21 protein-coding genes are annotated in these 21919 nt (G+C 66.4%); 15 read left to right on the top strand and 6 right to left on the bottom strand.

Going from position 1 to position 21919, the window contains the following annotated elements; translation table 11 throughout:
- Positions 1-188 precede the first annotated feature (188 nt).
- Positions 189-1319 carry a zinc-dependent alcohol dehydrogenase family protein gene (locus IEX25_RS12955; RefSeq protein ID WP_188715427.1) on the top strand — a complete coding sequence of 377 codons (1131 nt, stop codon included), beginning with the start codon at positions 189-191 and terminating at the stop codon, positions 1317-1319.
- Here the strand turns inward: IEX25_RS12955 and IEX25_RS12950 are convergent.
- Positions 1316-3730: a penicillin acylase family protein gene (locus IEX25_RS12950; protein ID WP_188715425.1), complete on the bottom strand. Its 2415-nt coding sequence runs from the start codon at positions 3728-3730 to the stop codon at positions 1316-1318. The genes IEX25_RS12955 and IEX25_RS12950 overlap by 4 nt on opposite strands.
- A gap of 144 nt (positions 3731-3874) precedes the next feature.
- Here IEX25_RS12950 and IEX25_RS12945 point away from each other — a divergent pair, with 144 nt between their 5' ends.
- Positions 3875-4738 (top strand): NAD(P)-dependent oxidoreductase, encoded by an 864-nt coding sequence (locus IEX25_RS12945; RefSeq protein WP_188715423.1) that lies wholly within the window; start codon positions 3875-3877, stop codon positions 4736-4738.
- Here IEX25_RS12945 and IEX25_RS12940 read toward each other — a convergent pair.
- The 3 genes from IEX25_RS12940 to IEX25_RS12930 form a co-directional block, all read right to left on the bottom strand.
- Positions 4735-5508 (bottom strand): hypothetical protein, encoded by a 774-nt coding sequence (locus IEX25_RS12940; RefSeq protein ID WP_229665189.1) that lies wholly within the window; start codon positions 5506-5508, stop codon positions 4735-4737. The two genes, IEX25_RS12945 and IEX25_RS12940, sit on opposite strands and share 4 nt — an antisense overlap.
- Complete coding sequence (locus tag IEX25_RS12935) at positions 5505-6911, bottom strand: dihydrolipoyl dehydrogenase (protein WP_188715421.1); 1407 nt, start codon at positions 6909-6911, stop codon at positions 5505-5507. Before IEX25_RS12935 ends, IEX25_RS12940 begins: the two co-directional genes overlap by 4 nt.
- 62 nt (positions 6912-6973) lie before the next feature.
- The gene (locus IEX25_RS12930) at positions 6974-7789 is read right to left on the bottom strand and encodes a 2-dehydro-3-deoxygalactonokinase (protein ID WP_188715419.1); all 816 of its coding nucleotides are present in this window, start codon (positions 7787-7789) and stop codon (positions 6974-6976) included.
- A gap of 102 nt (positions 7790-7891) precedes the next feature.
- Here IEX25_RS12930 and IEX25_RS12925 point away from each other — a divergent pair, with 102 nt between their 5' ends.
- The 6 genes from IEX25_RS12925 to IEX25_RS12900 all read left to right on the top strand — a co-directional run bounded on the left by IEX25_RS12925 (position 7892) and on the right by IEX25_RS12900 (position 13554).
- Positions 7892-8707, top strand: a complete 816-nt coding sequence (locus IEX25_RS12925) for a TIGR00282 family metallophosphoesterase (RefSeq protein ID WP_188715417.1) — start codon at positions 7892-7894, stop codon at positions 8705-8707.
- A gap of 87 nt (positions 8708-8794) precedes the next feature.
- Positions 8795-10573, top strand: coding sequence for an SLC13 family permease (locus tag IEX25_RS12920; RefSeq protein ID WP_103171072.1), 1779 nt, complete (start codon positions 8795-8797; stop codon positions 10571-10573).
- A 130-nt stretch (positions 10574-10703) separates the two neighbouring features.
- The gene (locus tag IEX25_RS12915; RefSeq protein ID WP_188715416.1) at positions 10704-10925 is read left to right on the top strand and encodes a DUF1127 domain-containing protein; all 222 of its coding nucleotides are present in this window, start codon (positions 10704-10706) and stop codon (positions 10923-10925) included.
- 148 nt (positions 10926-11073) lie between these two features.
- Positions 11074-11817: a YebC/PmpR family DNA-binding transcriptional regulator gene (locus tag IEX25_RS12910; protein WP_188715414.1), complete on the top strand. Its 744-nt coding sequence runs from the start codon at positions 11074-11076 to the stop codon at positions 11815-11817.
- A 196-nt stretch (positions 11818-12013) separates the two neighbouring features.
- Entirely contained in the window at positions 12014-12607 is a 594-nt protein-coding gene (locus IEX25_RS12905; RefSeq protein ID WP_103171075.1) for a LysE/ArgO family amino acid transporter, read from the top strand.
- Positions 12608-12645: 38 nt separating this feature from the next.
- Positions 12646-13554, top strand: a complete 909-nt coding sequence (locus IEX25_RS12900; protein ID WP_229665187.1) for a DMT family transporter — start codon at positions 12646-12648, stop codon at positions 13552-13554.
- Positions 13555-13607: 53 nt separating this feature from the next.
- On the opposite strand, the gene glyA is transcribed toward IEX25_RS12900, so the two are convergent.
- Positions 13608-14903: a serine hydroxymethyltransferase gene (glyA, locus tag IEX25_RS12895; RefSeq protein ID WP_188715412.1), complete on the bottom strand. Its 1296-nt coding sequence runs from the start codon at positions 14901-14903 to the stop codon at positions 13608-13610.
- 185 nt (positions 14904-15088) lie between these two features.
- Here glyA and IEX25_RS12890 point away from each other — a divergent pair, with 185 nt between their 5' ends.
- The 7 genes from IEX25_RS12890 (at position 15089) to IEX25_RS12860 (ending at position 20966) form a co-directional block, all read left to right on the top strand.
- The gene (locus tag IEX25_RS12890) at positions 15089-15850 is read left to right on the top strand and encodes an NAD kinase (protein WP_229665185.1); all 762 of its coding nucleotides are present in this window, start codon (positions 15089-15091) and stop codon (positions 15848-15850) included.
- Positions 15851-15912: 62 nt separating this feature from the next.
- Entirely contained in the window at positions 15913-16929 is a 1017-nt protein-coding gene (gene alr / locus IEX25_RS12885) for an alanine racemase (RefSeq protein WP_188715410.1), read from the top strand.
- The gene (locus IEX25_RS12880; protein WP_188715408.1) at positions 16926-17690 is read left to right on the top strand and encodes an MlaE family ABC transporter permease; all 765 of its coding nucleotides are present in this window, start codon (positions 16926-16928) and stop codon (positions 17688-17690) included. Before alr ends, IEX25_RS12880 begins: the two co-directional genes overlap by 4 nt.
- Positions 17687-18400, top strand: coding sequence for an ABC transporter ATP-binding protein (locus tag IEX25_RS12875; RefSeq protein WP_188715406.1), 714 nt, complete (start codon positions 17687-17689; stop codon positions 18398-18400). The genes IEX25_RS12880 and IEX25_RS12875 overlap by 4 nt, the downstream gene beginning before the upstream one ends.
- A 61-nt stretch (positions 18401-18461) precedes the next feature.
- Positions 18462-19538, top strand: coding sequence for a PhoH family protein (locus tag IEX25_RS12870; protein ID WP_229665184.1), 1077 nt, complete (start codon positions 18462-18464; stop codon positions 19536-19538).
- Complete coding sequence (gene ybeY, locus IEX25_RS12865; RefSeq protein WP_188715403.1) at positions 19531-20025, top strand: rRNA maturation RNase YbeY; 495 nt, start codon at positions 19531-19533, stop codon at positions 20023-20025. Before IEX25_RS12870 ends, ybeY begins: the two co-directional genes overlap by 8 nt.
- Positions 20025-20966: a hemolysin family protein gene (locus tag IEX25_RS12860; protein WP_188715401.1), complete on the top strand. Its 942-nt coding sequence runs from the start codon at positions 20025-20027 to the stop codon at positions 20964-20966. Before ybeY ends, IEX25_RS12860 begins: the two co-directional genes overlap by 1 nt.
- On the opposite strand, the gene IEX25_RS12855 is transcribed toward IEX25_RS12860, so the two are convergent.
- A complete protein-coding gene (locus tag IEX25_RS12855; RefSeq protein WP_188715399.1) occupies positions 20967-21914 on the bottom strand; it encodes an alpha/beta fold hydrolase in 948 nt (315 codons plus the stop codon).
- Positions 21915-21919 lie beyond the last annotated feature (5 nt).

The raw sequence follows: 21919 nt of genomic DNA, 5'->3' as shown, positions 1-21919 counted from the left end.
ATGACCCCGCAAAAACTGGTTCGCTGCCGCCCGCGTCGTCACCTTGTGGAGACCGGGCCATCATGCATCCCTGAAAATGCGGTTTCAGCGATGGCAATGCCACGTTGCCATGGCGGTCCATTCCAACAACCGTCTTGATCGTCGGTCCCAGGAAGGGAAAAGTCGGCCCATCTGACAAGGAGAGATGAATGAAGATCCGCGCCGCCGTGCTGACATCCTCGCCTGTCGCCGCGCCTTTCGCCACAAGCCGACCGCTGGAAATCCGGGAACTGGATCTGGATCCTCCGGGGCCCGAGGAGGTGCTGGTCAGGATCGGCGCGGCGGGATTGTGCCATTCGGATCTGTCGGTGATCAACGGAAACCGTCCCCGGCCCGTCCCTATGGTCCTGGGGCACGAAGCGGCGGGAACCGTGGTTCAGGTGGGCAGCGCGGTCCGCGACCTGACGCCGGGTGACCGGGTGGTGATGACGTTTCAGCCCACCTGCGGCGCCTGCCTGCCCTGTGCCGAGGGACGGCCCGCGCTGTGCATCCCGGGGGCCGAAGCGAACGGCAAGGGTGCCCTGATGGGGGACGCGATGCGGCTGCATGACGGGGGGCGCAATGTCCATCACCATTGCGGCGTGTCGGCCTATGCCGATCATGCGGTCGTGTCCCGTCATTCGGTCGTCCGGGTGGATGCAGACGACATACCCTTTGCGGAACTGGCGCTGTTCGGTTGCGCGGTCCAGACCGGGGTGGGGGCGGTGCTGAACACCTGCCGCGTGCAGCCGGGGCAAAGCGTTGCCATCGTCGGCCTGGGCGGTGTCGGCCTGGCTGCCCTGCTGGGTGCGGTGGCGGCTGGCGCGACCGAGATCGTGGCCATCGACCTGTCGGATGACAAGCTGGCCCTGGCCCGCGACCTGGGGGCGACGCGCACCTATGACGCCGCCGAAGCCGATCTGGCGGGCCGCATCCGGTCCGATACGGGCGGCGGGGTCGATCACGCGATCGAACTGGCAGGCGCTGTTCCGGCCTTTCAGCTTGCCTATGCCATCACCCGGCGCGGTGGGCAGACGGTCACGGCGGGGCTTGCCGCGCCTACGGCGGAATTCCGGATCCCGGCCGTGAATGTGGTGGCCGACGAACGCACGGTGAAGGGCAGCTATATGGGATCCTGCGTTCCGCAGCGCGACATTCCGCGATTTATCCGCATGTATCGCGCGGGGCAGTTGCCGGTGAACAGGCTGCTGACGCATACGCTGACGTTGGAGCAGATCAACGAAGGCTTCGACCTGTTGGACCAGGGCCACGCGATCAGGCAGGTCGTGCTGTTCGACTAGCCGTCGGGTTCCAGGCGGGTGATGCCGGTGGCCGCCGCGCGGGCAAGCTGCGGGTCCAGGGACATGCCGACATATTCCCCCCGGCGCCACAGCCCGGCCAAGTCGTCGTAATGGCGCGAAAGAGGATGGCCCGACTGCCCGGTCGAGATGATGAAGACCGAACTGTCGGGGTCGGCAAGGTCGTAGACCCCCCGATAGCCGGGGCCGGTCCGCGCCTCGAACCGGGCGGGGCCGGTGCCCAGCATCTCGGTATAGGACACGGTAAAGGCGCCGCCGGAAATCGACTGCGACAGGTTGACGATCCAGCCAAGCGCCGAGATCTGTCCCAGGCCGGGATGAAGATGGCGCGCCTGATGCGCGTCGCCCCACCGCCAGCTTGTCACGTCGGGACCGAAGCGCTGGGTCAGGTCCAGGATCGCGCGATCCAGGGCCTGCCGGGCAATGGTCGTGCAATCCTCCTCTGGGGCGCTTTGCACGATGTCGCACCAGACCGCCGCGCCGTTCCGGTTGCGGAACACGGAATCGATGAAGCCGGGATGGAGGGCACGGATGTCGTCGGCCACCGGGCCAAGCTCGTCCCGGATCAGGCGGTCCTGCAAGGCGGCCATCCAGGCGGAATAGATCAGCGGTTCGGGCAGATGCTCGCTCATGGCGCCGTCCCATTCGGCCAGCAGGTTCAGCGCATCCTGGCGCTGGCGTTCCGGCGTGCCGGGGGCGGCGGGTTCCCCGGTGAACCACAGATCGGCCCCGACCAGCGGCAGCAACGCGCGCGCGGCGGGGCTGACGATATCCAGCTGGGCCGCGATGAAGCTGTCGCGCGAATGAACCTCGCGGTCGTTCAGCAGATGCGACAGCCGGGCGCGGCGCAGGGCCAGGGGGCCACGTTCCTCGGTCGCGAAGGCCAGGTCATCGGTGATGGGGCTGTCCTGTGTCTGGGACATCATCCCCGTCCATTCGCCATCCGGCAGCCAGCCGGGCACGGGCATCAGGCCGCCCGTCGGATGGCTGGCCGATCGCTGGGGCAGGGCGCCCACGGTCACCTGGCGGATGCCGTCCGCATCGGCCAGCGTCACCGCCATGGCAGGCGCCACCACCCGCCCCAGCGCAGTGGCCGCGCTGTTTGCATCGGTGGCGCGCATGAGGCCGATCAAGGCAGACATCGTGGTGTCCGTGGCCGAAAGGCCGGTCCATCGCAGCGCAGGGACATGGCCCAGGGGCGTGACATCCGCCAGCCCTGGATCCAGCAGCGGCACAAGGGGACCATTGCGGCTGCTGCGCAGGGTGATGGCGCGGGCGGGTTCGTCCAGCACCCGGATCACTTCCCTGCGGGTGGTGAATTCGGTCCAGCCTTCGGTGCCGCGATAACGGTCGGGCTGTCCGGGCTGGATCTCCTCGATCGCGATATCGGCATCGTCCAGGCTGGCGGGCGCGATGCCCCAGGCAAGCTGCGGGTTGCGACCCGAAAAGACCACGGGCAACCCCGGCACCGTTGCCCCGATGACGCCCCCCGGCGTCAGTTGCAGCCGCGCCAGGTAATACAGCGACGGCGCGATCAGCGGGCTTTGCGGATCGTTCCCCAGCAGGGCGCCGCCCGCCGCCGTGCGGTCCGCCCCGACCGCGAAGGTATTGGCGCCAAGCCCCTGGTTCGGGAACAGGAAACCGGCGGCGTCACGCGCCGGAGCGGCGCCAAGCCGCGCCTCGGGCGGGGCAAGTCGGACGCCGGGGAACATGTCGGCGTAACGGGGAAGCAGAGGACCGTCGGCTTCTCCGAACAGCAGTTCCGGCCCGCGTTCCGGCCAGGTCAGCGACAGGCGCGCACGCAGGATCTCCTCGGCTGCGGCATCGCTGGTCGCGGCTGCCAGCAGTTTCAGGATCGCCAGCGAATCGGCGGGCTGCCAATAGGCGATCTCTTGCGGCAGGACGAAGAATTCCGGCGCACCCCGGCCAAGCGCGCCTTCGTTGACCTCTGCGATCCACTGGTTCACGCCTTCGGCATAGGCGCGCAGCGCGGCCTGGGTCGCCTGGTCCTGCGAATCGACCGATGCGGCGGCATTGCGGTACAGTTCCAGCCGACGCGCCAGGTCGTCGGCCGGGAAGGCGCCGGCGCCATAAACCTCGGACAGGCGGCCCTGGGCTGCGCGGCGCAACAGGGTCATCTGGAACAGCCGGTCCTGGGCATGGGCCAGACCCAGGGCGAAGAACACGTCCTCGTCCGTCTGGCCGAAGATATGGGGCACGTTTTCGGTGGACCGCACGATCTCGACCGGCGCGGATATGCCCCGGACATGCAGCGTGGCGTTGTAGTCGGGCAGGGACCGGACGGCGAAATACCAGGCCAGGACCGCCGCCAGCACCAGCAGCACGATCAGCCCGATGGTCAGCCGCAGAAGCCAGCGGAAAAGGGTCAGCATGTCGGAAGATGATCCATGGCCGGTCCGCTGCCTGTTCCTTGGGGTGCCTGCGCGCTTGACCAAGGCGCGCGGGGATGTTGGTGTGCTGCATAATTCAGGCGCGGCCCCAGTTCAACGGACCCGCGCCCAGGCAATGGGGGACATATGGCAAAACTGGCATTTCTGGGGCTGGGCGTGATGGGCGCGCCGATGGCGGGGCACCTGAAGGCGGCGGGCCATGACGTTACCGTCTTCAACCGCACCGCCGCCAAGGCCGAGGCCTGGGTGGCCAGGCACGGCGGGTCTTGGGCACCCACCCCCATGCAGGCGGCCCAGGGGGCCGATTTCGTCATGGCCTGCGTAGGCAACGACGACGACCTGCGCCAGGTCTGCCTTGGTCCCGAAGGCGCCTTTGCCGGCATGCGGCCGGGCGCGATCTTCGTGGACCACACCACGGTATCCGCCGCCGTGACGCGCGAACTGGCCGGGGCGGCACAGAGCATGGGCCTTGGCTATGTCGATGCACCCGTGTCGGGCGGCCAGGCGGGGGCCGAAAATGGGCAGTTGTCGGTCATGTGCGGCGGGTCGGAACAGGACTTCGGCGCAGCGGAACCCGTGATTGCCGCATATGCCCGGATCTGCCGCCGGATGGGCGACGTGGGCGCGGGCCAGATCGCCAAGATGTGCAACCAGATCGCCATTGCGGGCTTGGTGCAGGCGCTGTCGGAATCCCTGGCCTTTGCCAAGAAGTCGGGGCTTGAGGTCGATAAGCTGGTCGAGGTCATCAGCCAGGGCGCCGCCGGAAGCTGGCAGATGGCCAACCGCCACAAGACCATGGACCAGGGTCATTTCGACCACGGCTTCGCGGTGGATTGGATGCGCAAGGATCTGGGGATCTGCCTGGCCGCAGCGGACGAGGTGGGTGCGTCCCTGCCGGTGACCGCCCTGGTCGATCAGTTCTACAAGGACGTGCAACGGATGGGCGGGGGCCGTTGGGACACCTCGTCCCTGATCGCGCGGCTGGGCTAACGGCCCTTCGCCTCGGCCCGCTTCAGCACGGATTCGACGCGGGCCAAGGCCTTCCTGACATGGTCGGGAAAGCTGCCCGGTTCTAGCACCAGCGTGGCGGAATGGGCGGCGCAGACGGTGCGGGTGTCGCGCCAGTCTTCCGCGATCCGCAGGGCCCAGTCGCGGAATTCGCCCGCCGCGCCGGGACGGTCCTGCAAGGCCTGACCCAGCGTCGGGTGGAAGGCCAGTCGCGGCTGGCGCAGCAACCGCCGCAGCCAGCCGGGGATCGGCAGAACGTTCAGCGTGTCATCGACATGCAGGCTGCCGCTGGCGGGATGGAAGGCCAGCAGCGATCCGGCATGGACGCGTTCGTTCTGGCAGATGTAGTCAAGCCCGTCGGGCAGCGAAAAGCGCAGGTCGGAAAAGCGCGCGGCGACTTCGGGCGATTCGACCGCCTGGGGCTGCCACGGCAGGTCGGGCCACTTGCGCTTGTGCCGGTCCGATCCGAACAGGTCCGCCTGCGGGAACATGCGGTGCATCGTCTCGCAATGGATCGTGTGGAAAGGGTGCAGGTTCAGGATTGCGCGGACAGCGCGCCCCTGATCGGTCAGCGCCCTGATCTGACGGGCGACATCGTCGCCAAAGCCATAGGAATCCAGGAACAGGAAATCGCCCGACGACATCCGCACCAGCGACGAATGGGTGCCGACATTGACGACACCGCCGATCCTCAGGTCGCCGCGAATGTTCCAGAAGCCGTTGCCAAGGTCGATCACGCGTTCGGCCATCATGCCCCCGGCGGGTTGCCGCTGTCGCGGTTGGTGGACAGGTCAAGGCTTGCCGCCTTGCAGATCTGACGCAGGGCAGGCTTCAGCCCTTCTTCAAGCGTGGGGTGATAGAAGGGGATGTCCAGCATGTCACGCGCGGTGTTTCCGTTCATGGCCGCCGCGACCAGCAGATGCGCCAGGTGGTCGCCCCCCGGCACGGCCAGATCGGCGCCGGTCAGCCGCCCCTGGTCGTCCGCGCCCAGGCGCAGGATGCCCCCCGGCCGCGCCTCGACCCGTGCGCGGCCCTGGTCGGCATAGTCGGCAAATCCGTTCAGGGCGCAATCATCGGGTGCAGCGCCGATGGCGGCAACCGGGGGATCGGTGAAGGTCAGGGTGAACAAGGGCGGGCGTTCGGCGGGCGTCACATCGGGATAGCGGGCGGCATTCCGCCCGGCAATCGCACCTTCCAGCGACGCCTCGTGCAGGACAGGGACATCGGCATCCGCGTCGCCCGCGATGAAAACCGCGCTGTCGCCGCATTGCAGGGTGTCACGGTCGAACCGGGACACGCCCTTGTCGTCCAGCGACAGCCCCGAGGCCGCCAGGTTCAGGCTTTTCAATGCAGGCACACGTCCCGTGGCCACCAGCACGCAGTCGAAATCCTCGGACTGTCCCTGCCAAGCCAGCCGGACCCCGTCTTCCCGCGCCGATGGTTGTGGCGCGCAGCCCAGGTGCAGTGCGACATCGCGGGCATACAGGTCGCGAAACGCCTGATGCACCTTGTCGCAGCGGATCTTGGCCAGCCGGTCGCCCTGGTCGAATAGCGCGACCCGCACGTCCAGCCGTGCAAAAGCCTGTGCCAGTTCCACCCCCAGGGGACCGGCCCCGATCACCGCCATGCTGCGCGGAAGATCCTTCAGTTCGAACACGCTGTCATTGGTCAGAACCTGCGGGCCAAGATCGCGATAGGGTTCGGGGACCACGGGCAGCGATCCGGTGGCGATCACCACGGCGCGTGCGGCGACCTGCCTGCCGTCGCGCAACTCCAATCTGCCGGGTGCTGCGAACCGGGCACGGCTGTCGATGCACGTCCCGTCGGGAAGATCGGCGATGCCCTTGCGCACCCCCGCCGCAAACCGGTCGCGTTCCGCCCGCAGCCTCTCCATCACCCGACGGCCATCGACGCGCGCCGACGGAATGTCGATCCCCATCAGACGGGCCTGATCCAGACCGGCATGGGCGCGGGCAGCAGCGATCAGCAGCTTTGACGGCATGCAGCCGGTGGTGGCACACAGCGTTCCCGCAAAGCCGTCGTCGATCAGAAGCGTGCGGGCGCCCTCTCGCCGGGCGGCGCGTTCCGCCGCAAGGCCCGCTGTGCCCGCCCCGATGATCGCCACGTCGCAAGACAGATCGTCCCTGGAATTCATTGCTGCTCCGGCAAGATGTTCGGCAACAGAACCACGGCGGCGGGTTGGGGGTTCCTTGTCGCCTATGGCCTGCGCCGTGCCGCCTGCATTCCCTCAAGCCAGGTCTTCACGGGATCTGCCCGTGCGGCGATCACGCCCTGTGCCGCCAGCGCGTCGGCATAGCGGTCGGCCAGCGGGCTGTCCCCGATGACAACGACGTTTTGTCCCAGCCACCAGGGTCGCGCCGCCGCAAGTTCGGCCCCGATCATCAGCCCTGCCATGCGGGACCACGCAGCGGCATCTTCGATCCGGCCCAATGCAAGACCGGCGCGGACGGATGAAAGCTCCGCAGCCAGGGACGCAGGCCTGGACATGGCCTGTGCGACCGCCTCGGTGAAAGCCGCCTTGTCGAAAGGGTCACGGGGCGCTGCGTCAAGGGCCAACAGGATCTCGGCCGTCAGGAAGCTGCGAAAGCTGACGACCTCGCCCGCGCTGATCTGCACCCAGGCCGAAGGACAGCCTGCCAGACACAGAACCCCATCGAAATCCGGCATGGCGGCCAGATGGCCGCCGATCAGCGGCACGGCACGGGCAAGCAGGTCCAGGGGGCGGTCCTGAACCAGGCCGGGCACCGCGTGCAGCCGTATCAGGGGATCCAACGCCATGGGGGCAGCGGGTGGCGGGGGCGGGCAGGGAACGCTGACAGGTTCGACCTCGGGCCAGCCGCAGGCGAGGACATCCATGATCTGCCCCTGCGCCAACATGGGCAACAGCAGCGAGCGCAGGGTCTGGCCCGGATCGTCGCCGCAGGATGCGGTGATACATTCGCCACCCTCCATCAGCCACAAGCGCAACTCTCCACCTGCCAGTTCGGCCGCCGCCCAATCCGCCTGATCCATCCCCGATCCCTTTCCGCTTCGGGGCGCAAGATGATCGCGCCTCGCGCCCCTGTCCAGAGACGGTGCTTGAAGCGGGCACGGCATGGGCGTAACGACCGTTCCATGCGGATACTTTTTCTTGGCGACGTAATGGGGCGGGCCGGACGGCGCGCCATCGTGGAACGACTGGCCCCCCTGCGGGCGCGGTTGAAGGCCGATCTGGTGGTGGTGAATGCCGAAAACGCCAGCGGCGGGCGCGGCTGCACGGCCGGACATGCCCAGCTTCTGCTGGAATCAGGGGCGGATTGCCTGACGCTGGGGGACCATGCCTTCGATCAAAAGGACATGCTGGCCTTCATCGACCGCGAACCCCGGATCGTCCGCCCCCTGAACTTCGCCAAGGAGGCGCCGGGCCGGGGCAGCGCCGTCATCACAGATGCGCGGGGCCGCAAGCTGCTTGTGACGCAGGCCCTGGGGCAGGTGTTCATGTCGCGGCCCTATGACGACCCGTTCTCGGCGCTGGATGCGGTGCTGCGCGCGCATCCCCCAGGCGGCATGGTCCAGGCCTCGCTGGTCGACATCCACGCGGAAGCCACCAGCGAGAAGATGGCGACGGGCCATTTCTGCGACGGACGGGCCAGTGCGGTTGTGGGCACGCATACCCATGTGCCGACCGCCGACGCCCAGATCCTGCCGCGCGGCACGGCCTATCAGTCGGATGCGGGGATGTGCGGCGATTACGACAGTGTCATCGGCATGGAAAAGGCCGAACCCCTGCGCCGCTTCATCACCGGCATGACCCGCGACCGTTTCGTCCCGGCCGAGGGTGAGGCGACGCTGTCGGGCATCCTGGTCGTCACCGACGAGCGCACCGGCCTTGCCACCCTGGTCGAGCCGGTGCGCGACGGCGGGCGGCTGGCCCAGACCCATCCGGCATAGCCTGCCCGCTTTCGCTTGCGGTAATGGGGAAAACAATTCTACACCCGCGACGACCGCCGTTGAACGGCGCCGACTGACAGGGGCTTCATGCTTGGATTTGACCTGACCGGAACGAATGCGGCAATAGCCATGCTGGTCATCGTGGCGATCACCTTCATCCAGTTCATCCGAGAGAAGCAGCCGCCCGAGGTGGTGGCCATCGGTTCCGCCGCCACCATGCTGGTCCTGGGCTTGCTGCCGGCCGATGCCGCGGCAGGCGTCCTGTCCAATGCCGCCCCCTGGACCATCGCCTTCATGTTCCTGATCATGGGCGGCCTGCTGCGCACCGGCGCGCTGGAGATGATGTCGCGCATCGTCACGGCCCGGGCGACCTCGAACCCCGCCTTCACGGTCTGCGCGCTGTTTGCGTTCGTGATCGTTGCCTCTGCGGTGATGAACAATACGCCGGTCGTCGCGGTGATGATCCCCATCTGCATCCAGCTTGCGGGCAGGATGAAGATATCCCCTTCCAAGCTTCTGATGCCGCTGAGTTATTTCACAATCCTGGGCGGAATGATCACGCTGATCGGCACCTCGACGAACCTTCTGGTGGACGGGGTGGCGCGCGAACAGGGGATGGAGCCCTTCACGATCTTCGAGATCGCGCCGGTGGGCATTGCGATCACCTTGGCAGGGGTTGCCTATTTCGCGCTGCTGGGCCGCAGGCTGTTGCCGGATCGGACCTCGCTGGCGGGTTTCCTGGGCGCGCGGCGAGAGATGAAGTATTTCACCGAACTGGCGATCCCCGAGGATTCGACGCTGGTCGGCCAGAAGGCGGTCGATGTCGCGCTGTTCAAGCGCGAGGCCGTGCGGCTGATCGACGTCTTGCGCGGCGACGCGTCGCTGCGCCGCGATCTTGCCAGCGTGGTGCTGGAACCCGGCGACCGGGTGGTGCTGCGGTCCGAGATGGTCGATCTGCTTGAACTGCTGGGCAACAAGAACCTGAAGGCCGCCGACAAGCTGAGTTCGGTCGCCACCGACACGGTCGAGGTGCTGATCTCGCCCGGCGCGCTGCTGGTCGGGCGCCGCCTGGGCGACATGCGCCTGCGCCGCCGTTATGGCGTCTATGTTCTGGCGGCGCATCGGCGGGACCAGAACCTGGGGCGGCAACTGGACGATCTTGTGGTCCGCGTGGGCGATACGCTGCTGGTGGAAGGCGCGCCCGAGGATATCGCCCGGCTGGCTGCGGATATGGGGCTGGTGGACGTGTCGCGCCCGTCGGTCCGGGCCTATCGGCGCGAACGTGCGCCGATCGCCATCGTCTGCCTGCTGGCCGTCGTGACGCTGGCCGCCCTGGATCTGGCCCCCATCATGGTGCTGGCCTTCCTTGCATCGGCCGTGATCCTTCTGACCCGCTGCATCGACGCGGAGGAGGCGTTTTCTTTTATCGACGGACGGCTGATGGCGATGATCTTTGCCATGCTGGCCGTGGGCGAGGCGCTGGAGCATACGGGCACCGTGGCGCTGATCGTGGATTTCGTGACTCCCTGGCTGCGCGACATCCCCCCGTTCGCCACGCTGATCGCCATCTATTTCCTGGGATTGGTGATGACGGAGATCCTGTCAAACAACGCCGTGGCGGTGTTGCTGACACCCATTGCCATCGCGCTTGCGCAATCCCTGGGCCACGATCCGCGCGCATATGTGGTTGCGGTGATGTTTTCGGCCACAGTCGCCTTTGCCACCCCCATCGGATACCAGACGCACATGATGGTCTATGGTCCGGGGGGATACAGGTTCAGCGATTTCGTCCGTGTCGGCGTGCCCCTGGACATCGTTTGCGGCATCGTGGCCTGCCTGGTCATCCCCCTGTTCTGGCCGATCTGAACGCCGGTTAACCCGCCCTGCCGTTCCTGCAATGCTGTCATGCAGCATCAGAGGTTGAGAAAGTCGGTCCCAGCCGCGATATGCATCGCAGGGGAGGAAACATTTTGTAGTCCTGCGAAAGGGTTTCCACATGGCCAACACCACCATCGACACGCCCCGGGGTTTTTCCTGGAGATCATTGGCCGCGCCTTTCCTGGCCATCGGCAGGTTCCTGGTCCTGATCGCCGAAGCCGTTCCCCATGCTCGTGAGATCGAGCGCCTGAACCAGCTGAGCGATGCGGAACTTGCGGCGCGCGGTCTGACCCGCGAAGGCGAAGTCCGCCGCATCATGGGTGTCGCCGCCGCCCTGTAAGGTCCTTCCATTCCTTTGCCATTCAGCGCCCGCCCCGCAAGGGGTTGGGCGCTTTGCTTTTGACGCGCCGCGTCTTGCGAGAGGCGGGCGGCCTGGACTAAAAGCGGGCCAGACCTGAACTGTCAGAAAATGCGAAGGACGACCGACCATGGCAGGCCATTCCAAATGGGCCAATATTCAGCATCGCAAGGGGCGGCAGGACAAGATCCGGGCGAAGCTGTTTTCCAAGATGTCAAAGGAGATCACCGTCGCCGCCAAGATGGGCGATCCCGATCCCGACAAGAACCCGCGCCTGCGCCTGGCGGTCAAGGAAGCCAAGTCGAATTCGGTCCCCAAGGACGTGATCGACCGCGCCATCAAGAAGTCGCAGGGCGGCGACGCCGAGAACTATGAAGAAATCCGCTATGAAGGTTATGGCCCGAACGGCATCGCCCTGGTGGTCGAGGCGATGACGGACAACCGCAATCGCACCGCGTCGAACGTCCGCAGCTATTTCACCAAGGCGGGCGGCGATCTGGGGCAAAGCGGATCGGTCAGCTTCATGTTCGACCGCGTGGGCGAGATCATGTATCCCCTGTCCGCAGGCGATGCCGACACAGTGATGCTTGCGGCAATCGAGGCCGGTGCGGACGATGTGGAAACGGACGAGGAAGGCCACTGGATCTATTGTGCCGACACCGCGCTGAACGAGGTGTCCACCGCGCTTGAGGCCGCCTTGGGCGAGTCCGAGACCGCGAAGCTGATCTGGAAGCCGCAAGCTCCGACCGAGATCACCGATCTGGAAACGGCGCAGAAGCTGATGAAGCTGATCGACAACCTGGAAGACGACGACGACGTGCAGAACGTCACCGGGAACTTCGATCTGTCCGAGGCGGTCGCCGCGCAGCTGTAAGGGGCGGACGCTTGCCGGGGGCGGTGGAAGGGGGGCCAGCCCCCCGTCCCTGCGGGACTCCCCCCGGGATATTTGAACCAGAGTGATGGGCAGTCGGGACAGCCCCCGGGACGCCGGTCGATGAGGGCGTATCCATTTCGGTCCTTCAGGCTGGGATACGTCAGGAGGCGGCCGAGGCAAGGCCGGAGGTGCCACAATGTTGTCCTATGCCGCCGGATTTGGAACCGGACTGTCATTGATCGTCGCCATCGGGGCGCAGAATGCCTTTGTCCTGAAGCAGGGGCTGATGCGGCATCATGTGTTCTGGGTCTGCCTGTTCTGCGCGGCCTCCGACGCGTTCCTGATCCTGCTCGGGGTCACGGGCATGGCCCGCATCCTGACAGCGGCGCCCATGCTGGCCGAGGTGATGCGCTGGGCCGGGGCGGCGTTCCTGGTTTGGTATGGTGCGCGGTCGTTTCGCTCTGCCTGGCGGGGGGGTGAAGCTTTGCGGCCCGAGGGAGACGGGAAAACCCTGGGCCGGACGCTTGCGGTGATCGCGGCACTGACCTGGCTCAACCCGCATGTGTGGTTGGATACGGTCGTGCTGCTGGGGGCGGTGTCCGCGGGTTGGCCGGATCCGCTGGTCTTCGGCCTTGGTGCCATGACCGGATCGTTCCTGTTCTTCTTTGCCTTGGGTTATGGCGCCCGGTTGCTGGCGCCGGTCTTCGCCCGACCCCGCGCTTGGCAGGTGCTGGAACTGGGGATCGGCATCGTGATGTGGTCCATCGCCCTGACCCTGATCGTGGATTGAGCTTGCGTCCTGCTGGCAAAGCAGTCCAACTGCACATCATGCAAATGGACGCGCAGACACGCCGCGATCTTGCGGGAATCGGATGGATGCTGGTGACGGGCCTTTGCTTCGTCGCCGTGAACGGCATCGTGCGCAGCCTGGAAGGCGCGGTGCCTGCCGCACAGGCGGCCTTTATCCGCTTTGTCTTCGGTCTGCTTTTCGTGGGTCCCTTGGTGGTCCCGGCGCTGAAAGCTGGATTCTCGGCCCGGATCTGGAGGCTTCTGTCGGTGCGGGGGGCGCTGCATGTCCTGGCGACGGTCGCCTGGTTCTATGCCATGTCGCGCATCACCGTGGCCGAAGTGACCGCCATCGGCTTTCTGAACCCCATCGTGGTGACCGTGGGCGCCGCGCTGTTCATGGGCGAACGTCTGGCCGCGCGGCGGATCATGGCGGTCGGCGTGGCGCTGATGGGCGCGCTGATCGTGCTGCGGCCGGGATTGCGAGAGCTGGATCCGGGGCATCTGTCACAGATCCTTGCCTCGATGGCTTTCGGGGCGTCGTATCTTGTCGCCAAGCGTATCACCGAACATGTGTCGCCCGCCGTCGTTGTCGCCATGCTGTCGCTGACGGTGTCGATCGGGCTTGCGCCGCTTGCCTGGGCGGTCTGGGTGCCGCCGACCTGGGGGCAGGTGGCTTGGCTGGGCCTTGTCGCGGTCTTCGGAACGGCGGGCCATTACAGCATGACCCGCGCCTTCGCGGTCGCGCCGATGACCGTGACGCAGCCGGTCACCTTCCTGCAACTGATCTGGGCCAGCCTTGTCGGCGTCTTCATCTTCCACGAGCCGCTGGACGGCTGGGTGATCCTGGGCGGCGGGCTGATGATCGGGGCGATCTGCTATATCACCTGGCGCGAGGCGCGGCAGCGTGCGCGTGCAAGCGCCACCGTCGTGGCGACCGCCGCTGAGTAGGCATGAAAAAACCCGCCGCGCGGCACGCGGCGGGTTTCGATCCGTCCAGGCGATCACATCCCGGAATACAGCGGGAAGCGCGCGCAAAGCTGGGCGACCTCGGCCTTGACCTTGGCTTCGACGGCGGCATTGCCATCGTTGCCATTGGCGGCCAGGCCGTCGACGACCTCGACGATCCAGCGGGCGATCTGGCGGAATTCCTCCTCGCCGAAGCCGCGGGTCGTGCCGGCCGGGGCGCCCAGGCGGATACCCGAGGTGACGAAGGGCTTTTCGGGGTCGAAGGGCACGCCGTTCTTGTTGCAGGTGATATGGGCGCGGCCAAGGGCCGCCTCGGTCGCCTTGCCGGTCACGCCTTTCGGGCGCAGGTCAGCGAGGCAGAGGTGGTTGTCCGTGCCGCCCGACACGATGTCGATGCCGCCCTTCATCAGCTCGTCCGCCATGGCCTGGGCGTTCTTCACGACTTGCGCGGCATAGGCCTTGAACGAAGGCTGCAGCGCCTCGCCGAAAGCCACGGCCTTGGCGGCGATCACATGCATCAGCGGGCCGCCCTGAAGGCCGGGGAAGACCGCGCTGTTGATCTTTTTCGCGATATCGGCGTCGTTGGTCAGCACCATGCCGCCCCGCGGGCCGCGCAGGGACTTGTGCGTGGTGGTGGTCACGACATGCGCGTGCGGGATGGGCGAGGGGTGAACGCCGCCCGCGACCAGGCCCGCGATATGGGCCATGTCCACCATCAGGTATGCGCCCACTTCGTCCGCGATCTTGCGGAAGGCGGCCCAGTCCCAGACGCGGCTGTAAGCCGTACCGCCTGCAACGATCAGCTTGGGCTTGCTTTCCAGGGCCTTCTGGCGGACCTCCTCCATGTCCAGAAGCTGGTCCTGCTGGCGCACGCCATAGCTAACGACGTTGAACCACTTGCCCGACATGTTCACCGGCGAGCCATGGGTCAGGTGGCCGCCCGAATTCAGGTCCAGGCCCATGAAGGTGTCGCCGGGCTGAAGCAGCGCCAGGAACACGGCCTGGTTCATCTGGCTGCCGCTGTTCGGCTGGACGTTGGCGAATTCGCAATCGAACAGCGTCTTCGCCCGCTCGATCGCCAGGGTCTCGACGATATCGACATACTGGCAGCCGCCGTAATAGCGCTTGCCCGGATAGCCTTCGGCATATTTGTTCGTCAGGACCGAGCCCTGGGCCTCCAGAACCGCCTTCGAGACGATGTTCTCGGATGCGATCAGTTCGATCTCGTCACGCTGGCGGCCGAGTTCCTGGGTGATGGCCTTGGCGATCTCGGGATCGCTGTTTTGCAGCGTTTCGGTGAAGAATCCGGTTTCACGGGTCGGGGCGTTCATGGTTCGCGTCCTTATCGTTGGGCCAAGGGGCGGCGGTTCGGCGATGTCATACCCCAGGGTTGACGGTGCGGAAAGGCACAAATGCGGCAGAAGTCCGGGACAGGTGCGACTTGCCGTGGATGCTGTGGGGCTTGCATTGCCGGGGGCTGCATCGGATGCTGCCCGCAGACGGGAACAGGGGCACCATGACGCCAAAGATCCATTTCACGGCAAGCGAGGCCGAGATGGCCCAGCAGGCGCTGCCGGTCCTGTCGGCACTCTACGGCACGGTTGATCTGGACCGGGCCGATGTGGTCGTGGCCCTTGGCGGCGATGGCTTCATGCTGCAGACGCTGCACAGCCTGACCGGGCGAGGGCTGCCGGTCTATGGCATGAACCGGGGAACAGTGGGCTTCCTGATGAACGGCTTTGCCGAAGAAGGGCTGCTGGAACGGCTGGACGCCGCCGAGGAAACGGTCATCAACCCCTTGCGAATGCGTGCTTTCGGCGCAGATGGTTCCGTCCACGAGGCGCTTGCCATCAACGAGGTCAGCATGTTGCGCGAAGGCCCGCAGGCGGCCAAGTTGCGCATCCATGTGGATGGACGGATGCGGATGGAGGAACTGGTCTGCGATGGTGCATTGATTGCCACCCCGGCAGGTTCGACGGCTTATAACTATTCCGCGCATGGGCCTATTCTTCCAATCAATTCAGAGGTTCTGGCCTTGACGGCCATTGCGCCCTTCCGGCCCCGTCGGTGGCGCGGCGCGCTGCTGCCGAAGACGGCCCAGGTCGAAGTCGAGGTGCTGACGCCAGAACGCCGCCCCGTCATGGCCGACGCGGATTCCCGCTTTGTCCGCAACGTCGTCCGCGTCCAGATCAGCAGCGCGCAGGACGTGCGCCATCGGCTGCTGTTCGACAGCGGGCATGGGCTGGAGGAACGGCTGCTGCGCGAACAGTTCGTCTGATCCGGGCTGGAAGCGCGGGGCAATTTCTGATTGAAGATGGCCGACATCAAGGACGGCCCGCCATGACCCTGCATATCGACCTGCAAGCCATTGTCGCCAACTGGAAGGCGCTTGCCGCCAAGGCCCCCGGTGCCCGCACCGCCGCCGTGGTCAAGGCCGACGCCTATGGCCTGGGCGCCGCCCGTGTTGCGCCCGCGCTCTATGCGGCCGGGGCGCGGGATTTCTTCGTGGCCTTGGCGTCCGAGGGCAGGGCCTTGCGCCCGCATCTGCCCGACGATGCCTGCATCAATGTCCTGTCCGGGCATATGGAGGGTGCGGACCTGACCGGCCTGGTTCCCGTCCTGAACAGCCCGGAACAGTTCTTTCGCGACCGCGCCATGCGTCCCGGCAGGCCCTTTGCGATCCAGTTGGACACCGGCATGAACCGCCTGGGGATGGAGGCCGGCGAATGGGCGGCGATCCGGGCCGAAGCCCTGTCCGCCAAACCTGATTTCATCATGTCGCACCTTGCCTGCGCGGATGAACCGGACCAGCCGGCCAACGCCATGCAGCTTGCCGCGTTTCGGGCCATGACGGATGGCTGCGATGTCCCGCGCTCGCTGTCGGCGACCGGGGGCATCCTGCTGGGCCCAGACTATCACTTCGATCTGGTCCGCCCCGGGATCGGCCTTTACGGCGCGTTGCCCTTTGCGGATGCGCAGCCGGTGGTGCGCCTGTCCCTGCCGGTGATCCAGACGCGCATCGTCCAGCCGGGCGAGTTCGTGGGCTACAGCGCGACCTGGACGGCGGGTGGGCCGCGTCGCATTGCCACGGTTGCGGCGGGCTATGCCGACGGGATCCTGCGCTCGATCTCCTCCAGTGGTGCCAGCCTTTATGCGGCGGGCACCGCCTGTCCGATCGTGGGTCGGGTGTCCATGGACCTGATCACGGTGGATGTGACCGGACTGGCGGACGTGCCGGGGGAGCTGGACCTGATCTGCCCGGAACAGCCGGTGGACCGGCTGGCGGATCATGCGGGCACCATCGGATACGAGATCCTCACCTCGCTGGGCCACCGCTACGACCGGACCTGGCGGTGAACCCAGTCCGCCTGATCGGCCGCGCCGCGCTGTCGCTGACACGCGGCATCGGTGCGGTGACCCTGTTCACCCTGCGCGGGCTGTTTCGTCTGCGGCCCTTCCATGGGCGCGCATTCGGGGCGCAGCTGGTGCAGATCGGCTGGCTGTCGCTGCCAGTGGTGGGCCTGACCGCGCTGTTCACCGGCGCGGCACTGGCCCTGCAGATCCATTCCGGCGGCGCGCGTTTCCAGGCCAGCGACGTCGTCCCCGCCATCGTCGCCATCGGCATGGTGCGGGAACTTGGCCCGGTCCTGGGCGGGCTGATGGTCGCGGCCCGCGTCGCCAGTTCCATCGCGGCCGAGATCGGCACGATGAAGGTGACAGAACAGATCGACGCGCTTGTCACCCTGTCCACCGACCCGATGCGCTGGCTGGTCACGCCCCGCCTGTGGGCGGCGGTGCTGACGGTGCCGGTTCTGGTCGGTGTGGGCGACATCATCGGCATCATGGGCGGCTGGCTGGTCGGTACGCAGTCGCTGGGGTTCAACTCCACCGCCTATCTGGCAAACACCTCTGCCTATCTGGAACGCTGGGATGTGGTGTCGGGTCTGCTGAAGGGCGCGGTCTTCGGCCTGATCGTCGCGGTCTGCGGCTGCTGGTTCGGCATCCATTCCGGGCGCGGCGCGGCGGGGGTCGGCCGGGCCACCAAATCCGCCGTGGTGGCGGCCGCCGTAGGGATCCTGGCCGCGAATTTCGTGCTGACGGGGCTATTCTTCGAATGATCCAGGTCAGCGGACTGCGCAAATCCTTTGGCGGCAAGCCGGTGCTTTCGGGCGTCGATCTGGCCGTGGGGCAGGGCGAAAGCCTGTGTGTCATCGGCCAGTCGGGAACCGGCAAATCGGTGCTGCTGAAATGCATCCTGGGCCTGACCCAGCCGGATGCGGGGCAGATCCTGTGGCAAGGTCGCCCGCTGGACCGCAGGACACGGCCTGCCTTCATGGCGCGCTTCGGGATGCTGTTTCAGGGCGCCGCGCTGTTCGACAGCCTGACCGTCTGGCAGAACGTCGCCTTTCGCTTGCGCCAGCGGATGCCGGATGCCCAGGCCCGCGCCGTTGCCATCGAAAAGCTGGCCCGTGTCGGACTGGGGCCGGAAACGGCTGATCTGATGCCTGCCGAACTGTCGGGGGGAATGGCCAAGCGGGCGGGGCTGGCGCGTGCCATCGCGGACGACCCGGCGGTGATCTTTTTCGACGAACCGACGACGGGGCTCGATCCGATCCGCGCGCGGCGCATCAATGACCTGATCCGGGGCATCGTGACGGAAACCGGTGCCACGGCCATCACCATCACGCATGACATGGATTCGGTGCGGGCCATCGGCGACCGGGTGGCGTTGTTGCAGGATGGCCGCATCGCCTGGGAGGGCCAGGTTCCCGCGATGGATCACGCGGCTCCTCTTGCGGGGTTTCTTGGCAACACCCCGCCACTATGACCTTGTGCGAATCCCCTTCGAACTCCACCTTTAGATCAAGATGCCTGACCAGGAGAAAGATTTGGGCCTTACGCCTACGCCCCCCGTCGCGACCCCTTCAAGCGAAACCCTGCTGGAATTTCCCGATAACCGGCTGCTGATCGACCTGTGCGGTGTGAACGACCGGCACCTGGCCCGGATCGAGGAGGCGCTTGGTGTCCATATCCTGCGCCGCGGAAACCAGCTTGCCGTGGTAGGCACCCCCGAGGCGCAGTCCGAGGCCGCGCTGCTGCTGCGTGGGTTGTATGCTCGTCTGGAACAGGGCCGCCCGGTGTCGCTGGCCGAGATCGACGCCGCCTTGCGGATGGGCATGGACGATGCGACCCCCCCGACGCCCGCCGAACAGATGGAGATGTTCGCGGCCGGCGACTATGAACTGCGCACGCGCAAGAAGTCCATCGAGCCGCGCACGGACGCGCAAAAGGCCTATGTCCGGTCTCTGTTCCAGAACGAACTGGCCTTCGGCATCGGCCCGGCGGGCACCGGCAAGACCTACCTGGCCGTCGCCGTGGGCGTGACCATGCTGATCGGCGGGCATGTGGACCGCATCATCCTGTCGCGTCCGGCCGTCGAGGCGGGCGAGCGTCTGGGTTTTCTGCCCGGCGACATGAAGGAGAAGGTCGATCCTTACATGCAGCCGCTTTACGACGCGCTGAACGACTTTCTTCCCGCCAAGCAGATGCAGAAGCTGATGGAGGAAAAGCGCATCGAGATCGCGCCCCTGGCCTTCATGCGCGGGCGCACCCTGTCCAACGCCTTCGTGGTCCTGGACGAGGCGCAGAACGCGACCACCATGCAGATGAAAATGTTCCTGACCCGCCTGGGCGAAGGATCGCGCATGGTCATCACCGGCGACCGCACCCAGATCGACCTGCCGCGCGGGATCCATTCGGGCCTTGTCGATGCCGAACGCATCCTGGACGGGGTCAAGGGGATCAGTTTCAGCTATTTCACCGCCAAGGACGTCGTGCGCCACCCGCTTGTCGCGCGCATCATCGAGGCGTATGACACCGAGGATGCTGCGGCCCTGGCGCGTGGCGAATCAGAAGGACCGCGCGGACAATACGCACCCCGCCGGGCAATGCGAGGCGATGCCTGACGACATATCCACCGATTGCGTCATCGAGGATGACCGATGGGAGACCCTGGGGCTTGAAGCCTTGGCCGAACGCGCCGTTGCTGCCGCGCTGAGCTGGCATGGCATCGGCGGCGAGGTCGTGGTCATGGGGTGCGACGATGCCCGCATCGCGGCGCTGAACGCCGATTTCCGCGGCAAGCCCCGCGCGACCAACGTGCTGTCCTGGCCCTCGGTCGAACACCTGCCGCATGAACCCGGCGCCACGCCCGAACTGCCGGACGAGGATGAACTGGGCGACATTGCCATCGCCTATGACACCTGCCTGGCCGAGGCCGAGGCGCAGAACAAGCCCGTCGCCGATCACGTCACGCATCTGCTGGTCCATGCGACCCTGCATCTGCTGGGCTATGACCACATGAACGATGCCGACGCGGAAACAATGGAAGCCGCGGAGCGTTCAATCCTGGCGGGCCTCAATATTCCCGATCCTTATCACGAGAAGGTCTGATGAACTCCGAGTCTCGATTACCCGGCCACCCCCTTGGTGCCGATGCCGCCTCCGAGGCGGACGGCATCGGAGGGGAGGGACGGGATCTTCCTAGTTCGCGCGGTTTCCTGGGGCGGTTCTTCGATGCCCTGAAAGGCGCGGACGATGACGCGGACGACGGCGACAGACCTGCCCCCGTCGTGCCCGGCATGGTCAACCTGCGGCGCATGCGCGTGGACGATGTCGCGGTCCCCAAGGCCGAAATGGTCGCCGCGCCCGAGACAAGCAGCCTTGACGATCTGGTCGTGCTGTTCCGCGAGCACGGCTTTTCCCGCCTGCCCATCTATGACGAGACGCTGGACAGCCCCTTGGGCATGATCCATCTGAAGGACCTGGCGTTGAAGCACGGGTTCGGCCAGGGCGGCGACTTCAATCTGCGCCCCATGCTGCGGCCCCTGCTGTATGTCCCGCCGTCGATGCCCATCGGCGTTCTGTTGCAGCAGATGCAGCAGAAGCGCATCCACATGGCCCTGGTGATCGACGAATACGGCGGGGTGGACGGCCTTGTCACCATCGAGGATCTGATTGAACAGGTCATCGGCGAGATCGAGGACGAGCATGACGAGGCCGAGGGCAGCCTGTGGGTGGTGGAAAAGCCCGGGCAGTGGCTGATCCAGGCCCGCGCCCCAGTCAACGATGTCGAGACGGAAACAGGGTTGACCCTGACCGGCGAGGACGAAGATGAGGACATCGACACCCTGGGCGGGCTGATCTTCGTGCTGGCAGGCCACTTGCCCGCGCAGGGCGAGGTGATTCCCCATGCCTCGGGCGCCGAATTCGAGGTGGTCGATGCCGATCCGCGCCGCATCAAGACAGTGCGACTGCGCCTGCCTGCGGCGGTCATGGCCGACAGTGTCCGGCCTGTTCATATCCCGCAGGCCGTGCCCGGCGAGAAAGGCTGATCAGGCCGCGCCTTCGAACAGGGCCAGGGCTGCCGACAGGAATGCCCTGCGCCGTTCGGGGGTGCACATCATGATTTCATGCCGCGCCTCCGGGAACTCCAGCAGGCGCGCATCCGGCCATCGGGCGATCCGGTCGCGGATCGCCGTGGGCGAGACGACCTTTTCCTGCCCGCCCAAGGCGGCAAGGGCGGGAAGATCGGGCGACGGCATCCGGGCCAGGCGGCTGCATTCGTTCAATGCCTTGCCCACCCAGTCGAAGCTGGCCCCGCCCAAGGTCATGTCGGGCCAGGCCGCCGCCTGACGGACCATCCGGCACCATTCGTCGGGGTCGGTGGTCAGCAGGTTGGCGTTGAAGCTTTCTTCCAGGACGTATGTTTCCAGGGCTCCGCTGCCCGGCGCGGGACGTCCGCCACGCCCCAGCCGTCCGGCCAGATAGGCCATGCCCACGGCCACCCCGTGCGGCATCTGGCGAAGGTTGATCCCCCACATGGGGGCCGAAAACGCCGCTGATGCGACCGGAAGACCCTGATGAAGGGCCGCCAGCCCGATGCAGCCGCCCATTGAATGGGCCAGAAGGTGCCATGGTCTGGGAAGATCGCGTTCCGTGGCGGCAGCGACCATTTCCACCACATCGCGCTGATAGTCGGCGAACTGGCCCACATGGCCCAGCCGCGCATCGGGCAAAAGGCGGTCCGACATCCCCTGGCCGCGCCAGTCGATCGCCAGCACGTCATATCCCGCCTTGGTCAACGCGGCGGCGATGCCTGCGTATTTTTCGACATATTCGGTGCGGCCGGGAAACAGCAGGATGCTGCCCCGGCTGTCCGATACGGCCGCCCAATGGGCAAGCCGCAGCGTCACATCATCATCGGCCTGCACCCAGAAGGCCTGCGCAGGGCCAAAAGGATCGCCCGGCAGTTGCCTGAAGGGTGCGGCCTTGCCGCGCATCGCGA

This window comes from Paracoccus acridae, assembly GCF_014642735.1.
GTDB lineage: Bacteria > Pseudomonadota > Alphaproteobacteria > Rhodobacterales > Rhodobacteraceae > Paracoccus > Paracoccus acridae.
The sequence above is the reverse complement of the archived record's forward strand: the minus strand, read 5'-3'. Positions and strand labels throughout refer to the sequence as shown.